This is a genomic window from Propionibacterium australiense (assembly GCF_003666605.1).
Taxonomy (GTDB): domain Bacteria; phylum Actinomycetota; class Actinomycetes; order Propionibacteriales; family Propionibacteriaceae; genus Propionibacterium; species Propionibacterium australiense.
The window spans coordinates 1-16,954 of record NZ_RCIV01000027.1; the positions used below are offsets into that span (position 1 = coordinate 1).

The following is a 16,954-nucleotide window of genomic DNA, read 5'->3' on the forward strand; positions in this document are numbered from 1 at the left end:
CGCACAACCTGCTCGGGCGTATGCCGCTTCCTCTTGCTCGTCATGATCTACCCAGTCTCCCTGCCCGCAACCGCGAACGACAAGACAACTCCCAGAACCCCTGGCCCTAATCACTGGGGTCAACCCAAACGTCCTTGCGCACACCCGTGGTTGCCTCGATTCTCGCCGGCTGGTCAGGGCGTGGGGGTGATGCCGACGATTCTCACCCTTCTTCAGGCTGTCACGAGGGTCTGACAAGAGTGGGGGATCCGGTGCACAAGTGGCATGGTCCACTGGCGTCGTGGCGGATTCGTCGCCTGGGCCGGCACCCCTCAGGCGACTTGGCCGCCGCCCACCCGCTCGTACACGGATGGTTCGAGGGCGCGCGTCTGGTCCTCGATGCTGCGGGCGAGCAGGGGCTCGTCCAGGCGCAGGCCGAGTTCGACGTTGCGCTGTTCGGCGCTGTAGGAGACGTTCGCGCTGGTCACCACGACGATCTGGTGGTCGATGATGACGAACTTCGCATGGTTGCGGGGCCGCGCCCCGGTCTCGTCGGCCCGCGTGCGCCAGACGACGGCGCCCGGCAGTTCCTCGGCCACCTGCCGGGTCGTCGGGCTCCACGGCACCGGGTCGGCGTCGGCGACGTCGGTGTCCAGGTAGAGGCGCACGCTCACCTGCGGCCGCGCCGCGGCCTGTTTCAGCGCCTCCCACAACGCGGACGAGCGGGCGATGTTGTAGGTGGAGCAGGTGACCGAGCTGTAGACGCCGGCCACCAAGGCATGGGTGAGGCCGGTGAGGTGCCCGCTCACGCCGAGGGAGCCGGGCCCGCCGGGCACCGTCCACACCGGCGTGATGGAGGTCGGGTGCGCGTGGGCGCCCTCGATGGCGCGCAGCACAGCGATGGTCCGGGCCTGGTCGAGCACGCCGAGGCCGGCCCGGCTCATGAGGTCACGAAGCCGCCGGCGGCTGGACTGCTCGACCACCCCGAGCGCCTGGGTGAGGGTCTCCCCCGCCTCCAGGCTCGCCACGATGCTGCTGGCCTGGGCCCCGCTGAGCGCGGCCCCGAGCTCGACGATGGCCGCTCGCTCGTCCTCATCCACGGGGGTCACCGAAGAAGGCGAGGCCGGCCCAGTCGCCGGGCAGCGGCACGACGAAACGGCGGTCGAGGAAACGGTTGGCCCGCTCGCAGGAGGTCTCCGAGGCCATGACGCAGTACAGGAGGGGCAGGAACTGGCGTGAGTCAAGGGCGCTGCACGGTGAACTCTGTCAGCAGTCCGGACGGAGAGGTGGCCTTGGCCCGGTCGTATCCTGGCTGCTCGGAGGGCTGCTCGTGTAGTTACTCGGGCATGGTGGCCTCGCGCTGGGAGGTAGCTCGCGGGCGGGTGTGCCGCTGGCCGCCTTGTTTGCGTCGGGCCTGCCTGAGGCGGGCTGGTCGGTTGTCCTGGCCGGTGAGGTTGTCGCCGGCCAGGACCACCCCCTGAGAGGATGCGCGGGTGGTGCTCCGTCCAGGTCAGTTCCCGATGACTCCTGGGCGCCGTCGCTCGACGACGACCGCCGCGGTGACGAGGACGGTGGCAAGCGCAATGAGCCACATGAGGGTCGAGGGGGTGCTCAGGGTCTCGTCGGCGACGGAACTGGAATCGACGAGGTTGTTGACCAGGGCGCTTATCGTGCGCCTGCCGACAACACGCTCCAGGACCGGGCTGCTGCTCTGGAGGAGAGGTTCGGCCAGCAGGAGCCAGCCGGCCACGCCCGCCAGGGCGGGGATGGGCCGGCGGATGAGGACGGCGACCCCGATGACGCTGAACTGGGCGAGAACGGCGCCCAGGGGAGCGGTGACCAGCATCCGGGTCAGGCCGGCGCTGGCAAGGACGGCGCTGACGGAGGTGGCAGTGGCCAGGACGGCAAGACCCGCCGCGATGGACACCAGGCTCGCCACCGCTGCCTGGAGGCCGGCGTGGACGGCGCTGGCGGTGATGACGGCGCCGCGACGCGGAAGGGCCGTGTAGACCAGGGCCAGCTCGCGGGTCTGGACCAGACGCAGGTAGGTCCACGAGCCGGTCAGGACGGTCAGCGGCAGGCAGAGCATGCCCCAGCCGCCGATGACGGCCCCGATCGCGGACTCGGTGTCACTGAGAGCACCGGAGGAGGTCAGGGAGACCCCGAGGATGACCACCAGGCCGACAGTGATGGCAGCGTTCGCGACAGCGGTGAACAGGGTCAGGAGCAGTGTGCGCCGCAGCGCGCCGTGGGCGCTCATGCTGGCCCAGAGCCAGGCCCGGACATCGGCCAACAGGCCCCCGCGGGACCTGGCACCAGTGGTCGGGGCAGGTGCTCCTGCCAGGTGGGAGCGGGCAGCGCCGCCAGCCGCTGCCGGGCGCGCCGGGGCCGCTGCCACCGAACTGGTAGGCGCGAAGGCGGTCGTGGTGGATGCGGCCTCAGTGGTCAGGGCGACGGTGGGCAGGCCCCAGGGTCGTCCGGCCGGGTCGTCGGTACGCATCAGGAGGACGACGGCGGCCGCACAGGTCAGGGTGGCCAGAACCAGCAGCGGCAGAAAGCCCCAGGTGTCAAAGGCAGGCAGGCCCATCTCGCCCCAGGCGCCGTAGAACCACGTGACAGCGGCCGAATACGGTGCGAGGACCGCCCCGACGGACGCAGGCACCAGGTTGCCCACGACGGTGAACAGGAGCTTCTCGACCACCTGGCTCCAGAGGACCAGTCCCATCGCCACCCACGGCAGCGACCTCATGTTGGCCAGGACGGCGACGGCAAAGCCGAAGCACACTGCCAGCGGGGGCAGCACCATCATGCGAGCGGCCTTCGGGGCGAAGACGGCCAGAGCGGAGGCGGCGTCGGGCCACCCTCCCAGCGGCATGAGGGCCGCGATGAGGGCCAGGATCCCCAGGGCGCTGACCTGGGCGGCAACAAGGCAGGAGACGAGCTTGGCGGCCAGGATCTCACGCGGACGCGGACGGACCAGAATGACACTGGCCAGCATGCCCTCACGTACGTCACCGGCCAGCACCACCACGGGCAGGGTGAACCAGGCCAGGCGGCAAACGAGCTCGTTGAAACTCAGTGCCGTGCTCACGTAGGAGCCGGCGGAGGAGGAGTACGCCAGGGCGAGGTAGATGTCCAGGAGGGCGCAGGCGGCCAGCGTCCCGGCCAGCAGCAGGACCGGCCACCGGTAGACGTAGAGCTTGTAGAACTCGCTGATAAGCAGTCGCATCACCATCACCGCTCCTTAGGGGCGAGGTGCTTGAAGAAAGCGTCTTCCAGGCTGCCTTCCGCCTCGAAGTCACTCAGGCTGCCACTGCCGGTAACGCGCCCACTGGAGATCATGACCACGCGATCAGCCACCGCAGAGACCTCGGACAAGATATGGGAAGACAAGAGAATGCCCCGGCCCTGGTCCCGCAACTGCCGCAGCAGGTCACGGAACCAGCGGATGCCCTCAGGATCCAGCCCGTTGAGCGGCTCATCCAGCACGAGGTAGCGCGGATCGCCCAGCAGCGCCCCGGCCAGGCCCAGGCGCTGGCGCATGCCCAGGGACAGGCGTGAGACACGTCGTTTGGCGGCGTAGGCCAAGTCGACCTGCTCCAGCAGTAGGGGGATGCGGGAGCGGTCCAGGCCCCCGGCGATGGCCAGCCAGGTCAGGTACTGCGTCACCGTCTGGCCCCCGGCAATCCACTGGGCGTCGAGGATGGAGCCGACGGTGCGCATCGGCTGAGGCAGCCTCGCGTAAGGGGTCCCCTCAATAAGGGCCGTGCCCCGAGCCGGGCGCTCCAGACCCAGCAAAATACGCAACGTGGTGGACTTTCCCGAGCCGTTGGGCCCCAAGAAACCGACGATCTCGCCGGTGGAGACCTCGAAGGACACGTCGCGCAACTCGAAGCCCGAGTAGGCCTGGCACACGCCAGTCAGGAGGATGGACATGGTGGTATTTCCTTGGTCATGGTGGGTGTTTTTGGACAGGCGATTGTTGTGTGTATGTCAGGCCGCTTTCGGGTTGGCGGCCAGGCCGTAGGTGCGCCGGTCGGTGGCGATCCTGGCCGAGTCGACGATGACGAACTCCAGGCCGAACTTCTCGCGCATCTCGTCGCGCCACTTCTGGGCGAGGCTCGGCGGGCAGACGATGATGACCGAGCGGGCCCGGTGGCGTAGCAGCAACTCCTCGATGACCAGGCCCGCCTCGATGGTCTTGCCCAGGCCGACGTCGTCGGCGAGCAGCAGATTGGTGCGCGGGGCCTCCAGGGCTCGGCGCAGCGGTTCGAGCTGGTAGGGCTCCAGGGTGGCTCCCGAGCGGAAGGGCGCCTGGAAGGCCTTCGGGTCGGCCGAGGTCACCGCGCCCCAGCGGACGGCGTCGACGAAGGCGCCGAGCGTGTCCGGCTCGTCGAACGAGGATGCGTCGATCGTCTCGGGCAGGCCGCGGTCGGGGACGATCGAGGTGCCGACCTCGAGCTCCCAGACGACGGTGAGTTCCTCGCCCATGCGGTCCTCGGCGAGTGACTGCAACGCGACCAGGTGTTCCAGGCCGGCACGTGACTCGTCGGCGGGGCTGCGGGACAGGCCCTGCTCACGGACGTCGGTGACCGCCCAGGTGGCGCCACGGACCTGGACGACCTGGCCGGGTTCTGGCACAGAGACAGGCCCTGTGGGCGTGGACGTGTTGAGCTGTTCGGTGGTCATCGCATCCCTTGGCTTGGTTCGCACAGTCGTCGTGCGACGACGTCACCCTATCGGAAGGGTCCGACATCACGGCGCAGGTTCAAGCGTGGCGCGGGCGACGCAAAGCGTATCGAGGGGTTGGCGCACGGGGCGTCACCACCATCGGTGGCCGGCTGCCGAGGCCCCGCACGGGACCGCGGGCCTCAGCGTCACTGCGACGCGGCCTGGCTGCCCACAACCATGAGGTCGATGTGCAGCCCCAGCGGCACGCCGTCGGCGTCGCGGGTGAGCACGACCGGATAGACGCCGTCGCCCCAGCCGGAGTTCGAGATCACGACGTTCTCCCCGTTCGAGGCGAGCGGCATGACGATGTTGGCCGAGCCTTCGCGGTAGTGTCCGGGATCTTCCATGAGACTGAACCACGAGTCAGGCTCGCTGGATTGGAAGATCTCGTCGTCCCACTGGAGTTTGTTGGGCGGCATGGCGGTGGCGATGGCCTCATGGTCGACGAAAGCAACCGTGCCGGCCTCGACGGCAACAATTGCCTCCCCGCCTTCCACCGGCCGGGCGGGCTCGACGGAGGCTGCCTCGCCGCCGGCGAGAATGACGGACAAGTAGGCCTCGTGCAGGCGCGAACCGTCCTGCGCCTTCGAGACGTCGGCTACTGTGACCCGGACCGGGTAGTCGCCAGGATCGATGGCGATGGACGGACCGTCGCCCAGGGTGTCGTAGGGGTCGCAGGCCTCCAGCCGCCCCGAGGGCACCCGAAGCATTCCCAGGTCGGTCACGGCGAGCCCGATGGTCTTGGCGGGGTAGAGAAAATCGTCCTCGAAGGGTTTTGGTACCGACCCGGAGGCGAGGGCGTAGAAGTCAAGATCAGGCATGGCCCCGGATCCTACTGGGGACGTTGCCGCAAGCAGGTGGCATTGTGGCGGGCCTGGTGAGCTTTCGACGCATCGCTGGCGGATGGGGTCGGACCGTCATGACGATCTCGACCGTCAATCAGCTGTCGGGTCTTGCGTTACGTGACGTTGCTGCCCTGCGCGCGGAATCCGCATCAAGGGTCCAGCCGGCCCGCTCGACCGCCCAGCGGAGCAGCTCAGGGGCGACGCCGACATGGACGACCACCGCAGCACCTCCTAGGAGACCGAGAAGGTCATGCGCACATCGCCCGATCCGAGCAGCGCGCCCAGTTCGTCGTCGCTCATGCCCTGGATCCTTCCCAGCCTCGTGTACTCCCAGGTGTTGGAGCCGTAGAACACGACGATCTGGTCGCCCGTGTACAGGACGATGTCGCCGGCTGCCGTGGTGATCCGCTCGTCGTCGTGGGGTAGGTCGAAGCCGAGGCCCCCGACCTGCTCGAAACCGCCGTACCTCGACATCTGCACGGTCACCGGCTCGTCCGTGGCGGCGTCGGCCAGCGCGCGGACCGTCTCGTTGTCCTCCCACGCGACGTCGACGTCGCGGCCGTCTATGGACAGGGTGAGCATGCCGTCCTCCTCGTCGTGTCGTGCGGTGGACGAGCCCGTGGGAGAGGACTGCCCGGTGGCGGGTGCGTCGTCGGCGCCGCCGCTACCGCGGCCGCAGCCTGCCGAGGCGACGAGTGTCGCGGAGGCGGCCCCGGTGAGCAGCGCCGCGAAACCCCGGCGCGACAGGGCGATCCTGTTCAACATGGGCTGGTCTCGTCCCTTCCCGAGGAATACCGAATGGTGTCGAAGGGGACCATTCCATGGTGCCACAGCGCGCCCCAGGAGGAGCCCGGCGTTTCCTATTCCTCTTGCCCGTCCGGCCCGGCGATCCTGCGGAATGCGACCGTCTGGTTCTTCAGGGATATCTTGTCGACCCGGTAGCCGAAGTCGAGCAGTTCCTTCTTGTAGGTCAGGAAGGAGTGGTCGATCGGTACACCGGCGATGTCGCCGATCTGCTCGAAACTCAGCTGGAACGACGAGCGGCCGTCTTCCTGCACGTGCCGCCACAGTGCGTCGTACTTGCTCATGTGTTCCCCTCCCCTGAACACCAGGTTCACGAGCCGTCTACTCGGCGCCCGTGCGCAGCCAGCGACCGGTCCGGGCGCGCAGGGTGAGGGTCAAAGCCCGGGCAGCGAGGAAACCAGAGTAGGCCACCCACAGCCAGACCAGGCCGGCGGGCCCGCCGGTGCACCAGTGCGCCACCGCCACGAGCATCGGCAGGTGGCAGGCCGCGACGAACATCCCGGCCAGCGCCAGGTAGCGGGTGTCGCCGGCACCGATGAGCACCCCGTCGAGCACGAAGACGAGCGCGGCCAGCGGCATGATGACGGCGAGCATGACGAAGGAGTGCATGGCCAGCTGCTGCACCGCCGCGTCGGAGGTGAACAGCCGCACCAGCTGGGGCCTGACCGCGACGAGCAGCAGCCCAATGACGACGGCCTGCACGCAGCCCCAGCCCAGGGCCCGCGCCATGACCGTCCGCGCCACGGTCACCTCACCGGCCCCGAGGTGGCGTCCGATGAGGGCCTGGCAGGCGATGGCCAGCGAGTCGAGGGCGTAGGTGAGGACGGCGTACAGCGAGTTCGTCACCTGGTGGGCGGCCAGGGTCAGCGAGCCCAGCCCGGTGGCGACGACGGTGGTCGCGGTGAGCGAGAACCACAAGGTGGCGGTGCGCAGCACGAGCCAGCCGCCGGACGAGGCCGAGGCGGCCATGCCGCGCGGGCTCGGGCGTAGCCGCATGCCGAGCCCGCTGCAGCGCCGGATGATGACGGAGGCGAGAACGAGGCACGACAGCCCCTGGGCGGTGGCGGTGGCGACGGCAGAGCCGGCGATACCCAGGCCGAAGCCGTAGATGAGCAGGGCGTCCAGGCCGATGTTCGTCACGTTGACGCCGATCGCCACCGCCATGGGGGTACGGGTGTCCTGCAGGCCGCGCAGCAGGCCGGTGGAGGCGTGCACGACGAGCTGGAAGGGCAGGCCGAGCGCGACGATCCGCAGATAGGTGACGGCCGCCTCGGCCACGTCCGACGCCGGGCCGTACCAGCCGACGACGGTCGGGGCCAGCCAGGCGAGCAGCGCCGCGAGCACCACCCCGAGCACCCCGCCCAGGGCCATGCCGTCACGCCCTGCCTCGTAGGCCGCCAGTTCGCGGCCGGCGCCGAGCCGGTGGGCGACGACGCTGGTCGTCGAGTAGGCCAGGAAGACGCACATGCCGGTGATGACGCCCAGCACATTGCCGCCCAGCCCGAGGCCAGCCAGCGGGACGGCGCCGACGTGCCCGATGAAGGCGGTGTCGGCCATGACGAGCAGGGGTTGGGAGACGAGGGTCGCGAAGGTGGGCAGGGCCAGTGCCAGCAGGTCACGGTCGGTCCTCGTCCACAGCGCCACGAGCAATGAGGCTACCCCGCCGCCGCGGCAGTGGGCACGGGACAAGCTCATAGCGGAGTTCTGTGCGCCGCTCACCTGCCGCCTCTGCGATGGGGACCGATAGTGCGCCCCTGCAGGATGCCCTGCCGCCACCACCTGCCGCCACGCCCATGGGGGCCGAACGTGGCGCCCGGCCGCACCTACCGCCCCGCAGCCACTGCCCTCACTCGGCCAAGCACGGCTCGACCGGCTCGCCCAACGCCTCTTCCACGTGGACCGCCCGCGTCGAGCACGGCGTCCTCCCACAGCGCGTACCCCAACGTCTCTCCCACGTGGGCCGCCCCCTCGGGCGAAGCACGGTTCCGCCATGAGCACTGGCGCGAATTCGGCTCGGACCGCCCCCGCTCGGCCAAGCACGAGGACGGCCCGGTAGCGGCCACGGCTGTCCCCCACCGCCCCGCTCATGGGCGCGAAACACAATCGTTACAAATATCTTGACGTCAAGACATGAGATGGCTTCATTTCGTGCCGGTCGCAGTGCCATATTCAAGATGTCCCCGGCGCAGACCGGGAGGAAATCGAAGTGACAAGGAGCCAAGCAATGCGCGAAGCCGTTCAGTCCATCTATGACGGGGTCCTCGCCCGCAACCCTGGTCAGCCCGAGTTCCAGCAGGCCGTCAGGGAAGTCTTCGAGAGCGTCGAGCCCGCGTTGGAGCGCAAGCCCGAGTACCTCGACGCCGCCATCCTCGAGCGCATCGTCGAGCCGGAGCGTCAGATCATGTTCCGCGTCCCCTGGGTCGACGACTCCGGGAAGATCCAGGTCAACCGAGGCTACCGCGTCGAGTTCAACTCGGCGCTCGGCCCCTACAAGGGCGGCCTGCGGTTCCGCGAGAACGTCGACCTGTCCATCATCAAGTTCCTCGGCTTCGAGCAGATCTTCAAGAACTCGCTCACCGGCCTGTCCATGGGCGGCGGCAAGGGCGGCTCCGACTTCGACCCGCACGGCAAGTCCGACGCCGAGGTCATGCGCTTCTGCCAGTCCTTCATGACCGAGCTGTACCGCCACATCGGCCTCAACACCGACGTCCCGGCCGGTGACATCGGTGTGGGCGGCCGCGAGATCGGCTACCTGTTCGGCCAGTACAAGCGCATCACCAACCGTTTCGACGCCGGCGTCCTCACCGGCAAGGGCCTCGCCTGGGGCGGCTCGCTCGCCCGCACCGAGGCCACCGGCTTCGGCGCCGTGTACTTCACCGACCGCATGCTCGGCACCAAGAACGAATCCTTCGACGGCAAGCGCGTCGTCGTGTCGGGCTCGGGCAACGTGGCCATCTACGCCATCGCCAAGGCCCAGGAGCTCGGCGCCACCGTCGTGGCCTGCTCCGACTCCTCGGGCTTCGTCGTCGACGAGAAGGGCATCGACGTCGCCCTGCTCCAGTCGGTCAAGGAGCAGCGCCGGGCCCGGATCAGCACCTACGCCGAGGAGCGCGGCGCCTCCGCCACGTTCACGCCGGTCGGCAAGGGCAGCATCTGGCAGATCGCGGCGGACGTCGCCCTGCCCTGCGCCACCCAGAACGAGCTGGACCTGGACGACGCGAAGACCCTCATCGCCAACGGGGTGAAGGCCGTAGCCGAGGGCGCCAACATGCCCTGCACGCCCGATGCCTTCCACGCGTTCCAGGAGGCCGGCGTGCTCTACGCGCCCGGCAAGGCATCGAACGCCGGCGGCGTCGCCACCAGCGGCCTCGAGATGGCCCAGAACGCCGCCCGCGACTCTTGGACCTTCGAGAAGGCCGACAGCGAGCTGCACGCGATCATGGACTCCATCCACGACACCTGCCAGGCGACGGCCGAGGAATACGGCTGCCCCAATGACTACGTCGTCGGCGCCAACATCGCAGGCTTCACCAAGGTGGCCGACGCGATGCTCGACTTCGGCCTGGTCTGATCCGGTGGACCGGCCGGCCGGCGTCGACGGTCCCGTCGCTGACGCGGTGGCTCACGGTGCCGGCCCGTCTGGCCTGTCCCCGGGCCGAGATCATCCGGAGGCGGTCACCCACGCGGTGACCGCCTCCGGCGTTCCCGCACGACACGAAATCCGCTAAGCAAGACTGTGCGCCTGGCTCGCAATCGTAGGCGTTCCTGCACGACACGGAATCCGCGCATCGAACCGGCCCGCTCGCTGTGGCGCACGTGACTCGCGCTGATCGTGTCGGGTGCACGGTTACCGGCTGGCGCACTGCGGCTCACCTGACCGGCGTTCCTGCACCGCACGACGCATCTCACCGGCTCCGGGAACGCCTGGCCCGCTCACCATCCCCACCGATCCACGTCGGCTGTTCCGCCTCGGTGGATAGGTTGGGCCCATGGATCCCGTTGAGCGCCTCATCGTCGCCGAGTCACCCGAGCACGCCGAGCACGTGCTCGTCATCAACTGCCCGGGCCTGGCCGAGGTCGCGCAGCGGATCGCGCCGCGGGTGAGCGTGTGGTGCGACGACCGGCGCGAGGCCGACGAGGTACCCGCCGGCCTGCTGCTGGACGCCCTCGACGAGCCCTCCCTCGCCGGCGTCGACCTGGTGTGGCTGCGCCTGCCCAAGGCCCTGTCCGCCCTCGACGACTACACCGAACGCCTCGCCGTCTGGGCTGCGCCCGAGATGCGCCTGATCGCCGCCGGACGCCAGAAGAACATGACGCACTCGATGAACGACGTCCTGAGGCGTCACTTCGGTGAGGTCTCCGCGTCCCTGGGCGTCGCCAAGTGCCGCGCCCTGCGGGCCGCGGAGCCGAGGAAACGCCGGCTGCGCTGGCCGCGCGAGAAGACGCACCCCGAACTGGGCATCGGCGTCATCGCGCATGGCGAGGTCTTCGCCACGAACGAGGTGGACGACGGGACCCGCCTGCTCGCCGAGCTGTGCGGCGACATCCACGGCGACGACCTGCTCGACCTGGGCTGTGGCTCGGGCATCCTGGCCACCCTGCTGGCCTGCGCAAACCCCGGCGCGCGGGTGCACGCCGTCGATGTGAGCCGCGCAGCCGTCGAGTCGACCCGGCTGACCGCCGAGGCCAACGGCAAGGACGTCCAGGTGCACTGGGCGTCCCGGCTCGACGACTGGGAGCCGGACAGCCTCGACGTCATCGTCACGAACCCGCCCTTCCACCGCGGCATCGCGAAGGACTCCGAGCCCGCCCTGGCCATGTTCGACGACGCCGCCCGCCTGCTGCGCCCCGGCGGGGAGCTGTGGTGCGTCTACAACTCGCACCTGCCGTGGCGCAAACGCCTGAACGTGAGGATCGGCCAGACCACCGTCGTGAGGCAGAACCCCTTCTACACCGTCACTCGTTCGATCGCCCGCTGAACATGCTCGGCCGCCTTCATCCCACCAGGATGTGACGCTTCCCGTTCCCGGAAGTGCACTACACGGGGGACCGCTGCCCTCCTGCCCGGAATGACACCGGGATACCCTGGGCGAAATTCACCGGATTCTCCCAGTTTTGAGACTCCCCGTCGCGCCGGGGTTGCCATTATCGTGCGGGCATGGCCGCGGCGAGAAGCTGGAAGAAGAGGTGGCTGCCGAATCAGCACGGCGCCTGGGCGATGCTCGCCGTACCGTTCCTCGTCGGCGCCCTGACCCGTCACCGCGCTGCCGGGCTGCCGCTGTGGTGGATTCCGCTGGCCGTCATATGGCTCGTCGGCTACTGCCTGTTCGCCCAGTGCGTCAGCTGGCTGAAGACACCGACCCGGCGCCGCGGCGAGTTGCGCACGCCGATCATCACCTACTTCGTCGTCTGTGTGCTCTGCGGCCTGGCGATCCTGGCCCTGGGCGGTGCGGGCCTGGCTGTCTGGCTCATCGGTTTCACGCCCCTCGTCGTAACGGCGTTCGCCCTGGTCCGCAATCATGAGGAGCGCTCGGTCACCTCGGGCATGACGACGGTCGCGGCCGCCTGCCTCATGTTCTACGTCGTGCGCTGCGGCGGCTGGCCACCGCTCAATCCCGGCCTGCATGACGCCATGACAGGCCTACTGTTGTACGGCTACTTCGCCGGAACGGTCTTCCACGTGAAATCCTTCATCCGCGAGAAGAACAACCCGGCGGCGGCCCGTAATTCGACGCTGTGGCACACGGCCTGGCTCGCCGCGGCGATCGTCCTGTGCGGCCCCTGGCTCGGTCTCGGCTCGCCCTGGTGGATCGTCTTCTTCGCCGTGGCCCTGACCCGCACGACGGTCATGAAGCGCATGCAGAACAACGGCTTCCCCTTCCGTCCGGGGACGCTGGGCGTCGTCGAGATCATCCTCAGCACGTTCGCCATAGCCTGCTCGCTGCTCTGAGCGCTGCCCCCGCCCACGCCGAGCGCCCCGCGGTAACCCTGCGATTCTTGTGCGTCTTTTCACCACAACCGCAGGACGTCCACCCGCCACGACGCAGCCGATCCTGCCCCTGCGTTTCGCGGTAGCCCTGCGCCATGCGCAGCCCCTGCGATTCTTGTGCGTCTTTTCGCAACAACCGCAGGACGTCCACCCGCCACGACGCAGCCGATCCTGCCCCTGCGTTTCGCGGTAGCCCTGCGCCATGCGCAGCCCCTGCGATTCTCGTGCGTCTTTTCGCAACAACCGCAGGACGCACACCCCACCGAATGCAGGCCGGGCCTCCTTGGCGAGGCTCCGAGCCTTCCACGTACGACTACGGTGGGGACATGACAGCTGTTCCCACACAAATGATTCGGCTCAGCAACGCCACCAATGGCACAGTCGAGATTCCGCAGCTGGGTTTCGGTACCTACAAGGTGCCGCCCGCCGAGGCCGAACGCGTCGTGAGTGAGGCGCTCGAGGTCGGCTACCGTCACATCGACACCGCGCAGATGTACGCGAACGAGGCCGGCGTGGGCCGCGCGATCGCCGCCAGCGGCATCGACCGTGACGATCTGTTCATCACGAGCAAGCTCAACAACGGCAACCACGCCCGCGACAAGGCGCTTCGCTCCTTCGACCAGACCCTTGAGGATCTCCGACTCGAACGGCTCGACCTGTTCCTCGTCCACTGGCCGATGGCCGTGGCGACGAACCTCGTCGAGACCTGGCAGGCCATGATCGAGATCCTGCAGTCCGGACGGGTCCGCGCGATCGGCGTATCGAACTACCAGGCCGACCATCTGCGTACGATCACCGACGCCACGGGTATCGCCCCGGCCGTCAATCAGGTCGAGATCAGCCCCTATCTGACGCAGGAGCCGCTGCGCGCCCTGCACGCCCAGATGGGCATCGCCACCGAGGCCTGGTCACCGCTCGCCCGCGGCAAGGTGGCGGACGACCCGGCAATCAAGGCGATCGGCGACGAGCTCGGCCGCAGCGCCTCGCAGGTCGTCCTGCGCTGGCACCTGCAGCGCGGCGACATCGTCTTCCCCAAGTCGATGCACCGTGAACGCATGGTCGAGAACGCCCAGCTGTTCGACTTCACGCTCTCGCCGGCCCAGATGGACGCGATCAGCGCCCTCAACCGGGATGAGCGCCAGGGCAGCCACCCCGACGAGGTGCAGTGGACCAAGCAGCCCTGATCCGTGCCGCCCAGGGCAACCATCCTGGTTCGCGGCGAGCCAACGCGGCCAGCCGATGTCGCCCGGCTCGGCAGTGGGCCGGGCGACATCGGCCGTGACCCGACACGTCCCTGCGGCACCGCAAGACCCTAAGCTGATCACAGCGGTCAGCAATAATCAGCGACACGTCCCTGCGGCACCGCAAGACCTCGGCCCACCCATGACGCCAGCCCGTGCGCCGTGCCCTTCCCCGGCTCGGGTGGTACCGCCCGAGCGAGTCCCACGGCCGGTCACGTACCTACGGACACCGCATGACCCCGGCCCACCCATGACGCCAGCCCGTGCGCCGCCCCTTTCCCCGACACGGGCGGTGCGGCCCGAGCGAGTCCCACGGCCGGCGCCGAAGCGGAACAGGTGCCCCGCTAGCCTTGGTCCATGCCGCGTTTCGAGCCCTTTCCCGCACTGCACTATGCACCGCAGACCGACCTTGACGCCGTCATCGCGCCGCCCTATGACGTACTGAGCGACGCCGACATCGACGAGCTGGAGGCCCGCGATCCGCACAACATCGCCTGGATCGACGATCCACGCGGTGACGAGGACCGCTACGAGAAGGCCAATCAGACCCTCAGGCAGTGGATCGCCGAGGGTGTCATGGTGCCCGATGCCACACCGAGCTTCACGATCTACCGCATGGCCTTCACCGACGCCACCGGAGCCGGCCGCGTCATCTCCGGCGTGCTCGGTGGCCTGGAAGTCGTCGACGAGGGAGCCGGTGGCGTGCTCCCCCACGAGCGCACCACCAAGAAGGCCGTCACCGACCGCCTCGACCTGACCCGCGCCACCGCCACCAACGGCTCGCCCGTGTGGGGCCTGTCCCTGGCGCCGGGCCTCACCGAGGCCCTCCAGGCGCCGGCCGAGCCGGTCGGCGAGATCACCGTCGAAGGCGTCCGGCACAGCGTCGAGCGCGTCACCGACCCGGAGCGCATCGCCGAGATCGGCGCCATCATCGGTTCCGACGACGTCCTCATCGCCGACGGCCACCACCGCTACTCCATCTCGCGCACCTACCGCGACGAGGTGCGCGCCGCCACCGGCCGCACCGACACCGACGCCGAACTCACCTTGACCTTCGTCAACGAGCTGGTGGAGGACCAACTGTCGATCGAGGCCATCCACCGCCTCGTCGACGGCATCGCCTGGGACGACCTGGTCGCCGCGCTGGAGCGCTTCTTCACCATCGAGCCCCTCGACGAGGAGCTCAGCCCCACCACCCTGGCCCGCATGGTCGCCGAGGGCAGCCTCGTGCTGCTCTCCCCCGACGGGCAGGCCAGCTGGCTGTCCGCCCGGCCCGGTGTCTTCGACGACGTCCGCTCGCTCGACGGCGCCTGGCTGGAGAAGGCCCTGGGCGACACGAGTGTCGTCTTCAGCTACCAGCACGGCCTGGACGAGATGCGTGCGGCCGTCCCGGAACACACCGCCGGCATCCTGATCCGCCCGACCAGCCTGGACGAGATCATGCGCACCGCCCGCGAGGGCCTGCTCATGCCGCCGAAGTCGACCTTCTTCACCCCGAAGCTGCGCACCGGTTTCGTCCTGCGCCCCACCGCCCCGCTGAGCTGAACCGCACGAAGCCGATCGGCTCGTGGGCGGCCCGGATCCCGCGCAGGCTCGGGCCGCCCACGAGCCTGCGGCCCGGCCGGAAGCACCGCCCTGCCGTCGGGTTCGAGAAGGGCGTCACGATAAAATTTGACAATGGCCGTGACATGGGCGTGCGCGGCCACGGACCAGGAGAGGAAACATGACTGACCGCATTGCCAACGCACAGTTGCGCGGCAAGGTGATGAGCGCGGACGAGGCTGCCGCCCTCATCCCGGCCGGGGCCCAGATCGGCTTCGGCGGATTCACCGGATCCGGTTACCCCAAGGAGCTCCCCAAGGCTCTCGCCGCACGCATCACGGCTGCTCACGAGGCCGGCGAGGACTTCACCGTGAACGCCTTCACCGGCGCTTCCACCGCGCCCGAGCTCGACGGCGTACTCGCCGACGTCAACGGCATCGGCCTGCGCACCCCGTACCAGTCCGACCCCCACATGCGTGCCAAGATCAACGACGGCACGTCGTACTACATCGACACCCATCTCTCCCACTCCGCCCAGGTGGTGGCCGAGGGCTTCTACGGCAAGCTCGACTTCGCCGTCGTCGAGGCCACCCGCATCACCGAGGACGGCAGTATCATCCCGACCTCCTCGGTCGGCAACAACAAGACCTACCTCGACTGCGCCGAGAAGATCATCATCGAGGTCAACTCCTGGCAGTCCCTCGACCTGGAGGGCATGCACGACATCTGGAACGGCTACCTCACCCCTCCCAACCGCCCGATCATCCCGATCACCAAGCCCGGGAACCGCATCGGTGACACCTTCTTGACGATCGACCCGAACAAGGTCGTCGCCGTCATCGAGACCAACGACCCAGACCGCAACACGCCATTCAAACCGATCGACGACGACTCGCGCGCCATCGCCGGCTATCTGCTCGACTTCTACGACAACGAGGTCAAACACGGCCGCCTGCCGAAGAACCTGCTGCCGCTGCAGTCCGGCGTCGGCAATATCCCGAACGCCGTGCTCGACGGCCTGCTCAACTCCGATCTGGAGAACCTCACCAGCTACACCGAGGTCATCCAGGACGGCATGGTCGACCTCATCGACGCCGGCAAGCTGACCGTCGCCTCGGCCACGGCCTTCTCGCTGAGCCCCGACTACGCCCACAAGATGAACGACGAGGCGGCCAGGTACCGCAACTCGATCATCCTGCGTTCCCAGGAGATCTCGAACCACCCCGAGGTGATCCGCCGGCTCGGCGTGCTGAGCTGCAACGGCATGATCGAGGCCGACATCTACGGCAACGTGAACTCCACCCACGTCGCCGGCACCCGCATGATGAACGGCATCGGCGGCTCGGGCGACTTCACGCGCAACGCCTACATCTCGGCGTTCGTCTCGCCGTCGATCGCCAAGGACGGCGCCATCTCGGCGATCACTCCGATGGTCAGCCACGTCGACCACACCGAGCACGACGTCATGGTGATCATCACCGAGCAGGGCCTCGCCGATCTGCGTGGCCTGGCCCCGCGTCAGCGCGCCAAGAAGATCATCGAGAACTGCGCCCATCCCGACTACAGGGCCCAGCTCACCGACTACTACGAGGCCGCGCTGAAGGCCTCGAAGGCCAAGCACACGCCGCACGACCTGGCCCGCAGCTACGACTTCCATCGCAACTTCCTCGAGAACGGCACGATGAAGCTGAGCTGATCCGTCTGGACGCCGGTGAGGGGCCGCCTTCGGGCGGCCCCTCACTGGCGTTTGGGGACGTGAAACCGCCGCGTCGCGGCGTCCAGTGCGAGTTCGTCATCTGATCGATACTCGGGCAAAGCTGCCC

14 protein-coding genes are annotated in these 16,954 nt (G+C 68.6%); 6 read left to right on the plus strand and 8 right to left on the minus strand.

Translation table 11 applies throughout. From position 1 onward, the window contains the following. Window positions 1–311 precede the first annotated feature (311 nt). The 8 genes from drmC to D9T14_RS12585 all read right to left on the minus strand — a co-directional run bounded on the left by drmC (window position 312) and on the right by D9T14_RS12585 (window position 8,054). Window positions 312–1,088: a DISARM system phospholipase D-like protein DrmC gene (drmC, locus tag D9T14_RS12550; RefSeq protein ID WP_119162877.1), complete on the minus strand. Its 777-nt coding sequence runs from the start codon at window positions 1,086–1,088 to the stop codon at window positions 312–314. Window positions 1,089–1,489: 401 nt separating this feature from the next. Further along, window positions 1,490–3,208 (minus strand): hypothetical protein, encoded by a 1,719-nt coding sequence (locus D9T14_RS12555; protein ID WP_126464299.1) that lies wholly within the window; start codon window positions 3,206–3,208, stop codon window positions 1,490–1,492. A 5-nt stretch (window positions 3,209–3,213) separates the two neighbouring features. Continuing rightward, complete coding sequence (locus D9T14_RS12560) at window positions 3,214–3,915, minus strand: ABC transporter ATP-binding protein (protein WP_119162875.1); 702 nt, start codon at window positions 3,913–3,915, stop codon at window positions 3,214–3,216. Window positions 3,916–3,972: 57 nt separating this feature from the next. Then, entirely contained in the window at window positions 3,973–4,668 is a 696-nt protein-coding gene (locus D9T14_RS12565; protein ID WP_197720601.1) for an SNF2-related protein, read from the minus strand. A gap of 188 nt (window positions 4,669–4,856) precedes the next feature. Then, window positions 4,857–5,531: a DUF4241 domain-containing protein gene (locus D9T14_RS12570; protein WP_119162874.1), complete on the minus strand. Its 675-nt coding sequence runs from the start codon at window positions 5,529–5,531 to the stop codon at window positions 4,857–4,859. A gap of 255 nt (window positions 5,532–5,786) precedes the next feature. Beyond that, window positions 5,787–6,320 carry a cyclophilin-like fold protein gene (locus tag D9T14_RS12575; protein ID WP_197720602.1) on the minus strand — a complete coding sequence of 178 codons (534 nt, stop codon included), beginning with the start codon at window positions 6,318–6,320 and terminating at the stop codon, window positions 5,787–5,789. 95 nt (window positions 6,321–6,415) lie between these two features. Continuing rightward, complete coding sequence (locus D9T14_RS12580) at window positions 6,416–6,643, minus strand: hypothetical protein (RefSeq protein WP_119162873.1); 228 nt, start codon at window positions 6,641–6,643, stop codon at window positions 6,416–6,418. A gap of 37 nt (window positions 6,644–6,680) precedes the next feature. Beyond that, window positions 6,681–8,054: an MATE family efflux transporter gene (locus tag D9T14_RS12585; protein WP_259340990.1), complete on the minus strand. Its 1,374-nt coding sequence runs from the start codon at window positions 8,052–8,054 to the stop codon at window positions 6,681–6,683. 529 nt (window positions 8,055–8,583) lie between these two features. Here D9T14_RS12585 and gdhA point away from each other — a divergent pair. From gdhA to scpC, 6 genes are all read left to right on the plus strand, one after another. Continuing rightward, window positions 8,584–9,930, plus strand: coding sequence for an NADP-specific glutamate dehydrogenase (gdhA, locus tag D9T14_RS12590; RefSeq protein WP_119162872.1), 1,347 nt, complete (start codon window positions 8,584–8,586; stop codon window positions 9,928–9,930). 418 nt (window positions 9,931–10,348) lie between these two features. Then, a complete protein-coding gene (locus D9T14_RS12595) occupies window positions 10,349–11,338 on the plus strand; it encodes a class I SAM-dependent methyltransferase (protein ID WP_119162871.1) in 990 nt (329 codons plus the stop codon). Window positions 11,339–11,517: 179 nt separating this feature from the next. Then, complete coding sequence (locus D9T14_RS12600) at window positions 11,518–12,309, plus strand: YwiC-like family protein (RefSeq protein WP_119162870.1); 792 nt, start codon at window positions 11,518–11,520, stop codon at window positions 12,307–12,309. 365 nt (window positions 12,310–12,674) lie between these two features. After that, window positions 12,675–13,532, plus strand: a complete 858-nt coding sequence (locus D9T14_RS12605; RefSeq protein ID WP_119162869.1) for an aldo/keto reductase — start codon at window positions 12,675–12,677, stop codon at window positions 13,530–13,532. Window positions 13,533–13,946: 414 nt separating this feature from the next. Then, on the plus strand, window positions 13,947–15,134 hold the full coding sequence (locus D9T14_RS12610) for a DUF1015 family protein (protein ID WP_119162868.1): 1,188 nt from the start codon (window positions 13,947–13,949) through the stop codon (window positions 15,132–15,134). A gap of 178 nt (window positions 15,135–15,312) precedes the next feature. Then, entirely contained in the window at window positions 15,313–16,827 is a 1,515-nt protein-coding gene (gene scpC / locus D9T14_RS12615) for a succinyl-CoA:acetate CoA-transferase ScpC (RefSeq protein WP_119162867.1), read from the plus strand. Window positions 16,828–16,954: the final 127 nt, after the last annotated feature.

What these genes read in the sequence shown, in the direction of transcription:
- D9T14_RS12555 (WP_126464299.1), bottom strand. Translation starts at nt 3,208, where the DNA reads ATGCGACTGCTTATCAGCGAGTTCTACAAGCTCTACGTCTACCGGTGG.
- D9T14_RS12560 (WP_119162875.1), bottom strand. Translation starts at nt 3,915, where the DNA reads ATGTCCATCCTCCTGACTGGCGTGTGCCAGGCCTACTCGGGCTTCGAG.
- D9T14_RS12565 (WP_197720601.1), bottom strand. Translation starts at nt 4,668, where the DNA reads ATGACCACCGAACAGCTCAACACGTCCACGCCCACAGGGCCTGTCTCT.
- D9T14_RS12570 (WP_119162874.1), bottom strand. Translation starts at nt 5,531, where the DNA reads ATGCCTGATCTTGACTTCTACGCCCTCGCCTCCGGGTCGGTACCAAAA.
- D9T14_RS12575 (WP_197720602.1), bottom strand. Translation starts at nt 6,320, where the DNA reads ATGTTGAACAGGATCGCCCTGTCGCGCCGGGGTTTCGCGGCGCTGCTC.
- D9T14_RS12580 (WP_119162873.1), bottom strand. Translation starts at nt 6,643, where the DNA reads ATGAGCAAGTACGACGCACTGTGGCGGCACGTGCAGGAAGACGGCCGC.
- D9T14_RS12585 (WP_259340990.1), bottom strand. Translation starts at nt 8,054, where the DNA reads ATGAGCTTGTCCCGTGCCCACTGCCGCGGCGGCGGGGTAGCCTCATTG.
- gdhA (WP_119162872.1), top strand. Translation starts at nt 8,584, where the DNA reads ATGCGCGAAGCCGTTCAGTCCATCTATGACGGGGTCCTCGCCCGCAAC.
- D9T14_RS12595 (WP_119162871.1), top strand. Translation starts at nt 10,349, where the DNA reads ATGGATCCCGTTGAGCGCCTCATCGTCGCCGAGTCACCCGAGCACGCC.
- D9T14_RS12600 (WP_119162870.1), top strand. Translation starts at nt 11,518, where the DNA reads ATGGCCGCGGCGAGAAGCTGGAAGAAGAGGTGGCTGCCGAATCAGCAC.
- D9T14_RS12605 (WP_119162869.1), top strand. Translation starts at nt 12,675, where the DNA reads ATGACAGCTGTTCCCACACAAATGATTCGGCTCAGCAACGCCACCAAT.
- D9T14_RS12610 (WP_119162868.1), top strand. Translation starts at nt 13,947, where the DNA reads ATGCCGCGTTTCGAGCCCTTTCCCGCACTGCACTATGCACCGCAGACC.
- scpC (WP_119162867.1), top strand. Translation starts at nt 15,313, where the DNA reads ATGACTGACCGCATTGCCAACGCACAGTTGCGCGGCAAGGTGATGAGC.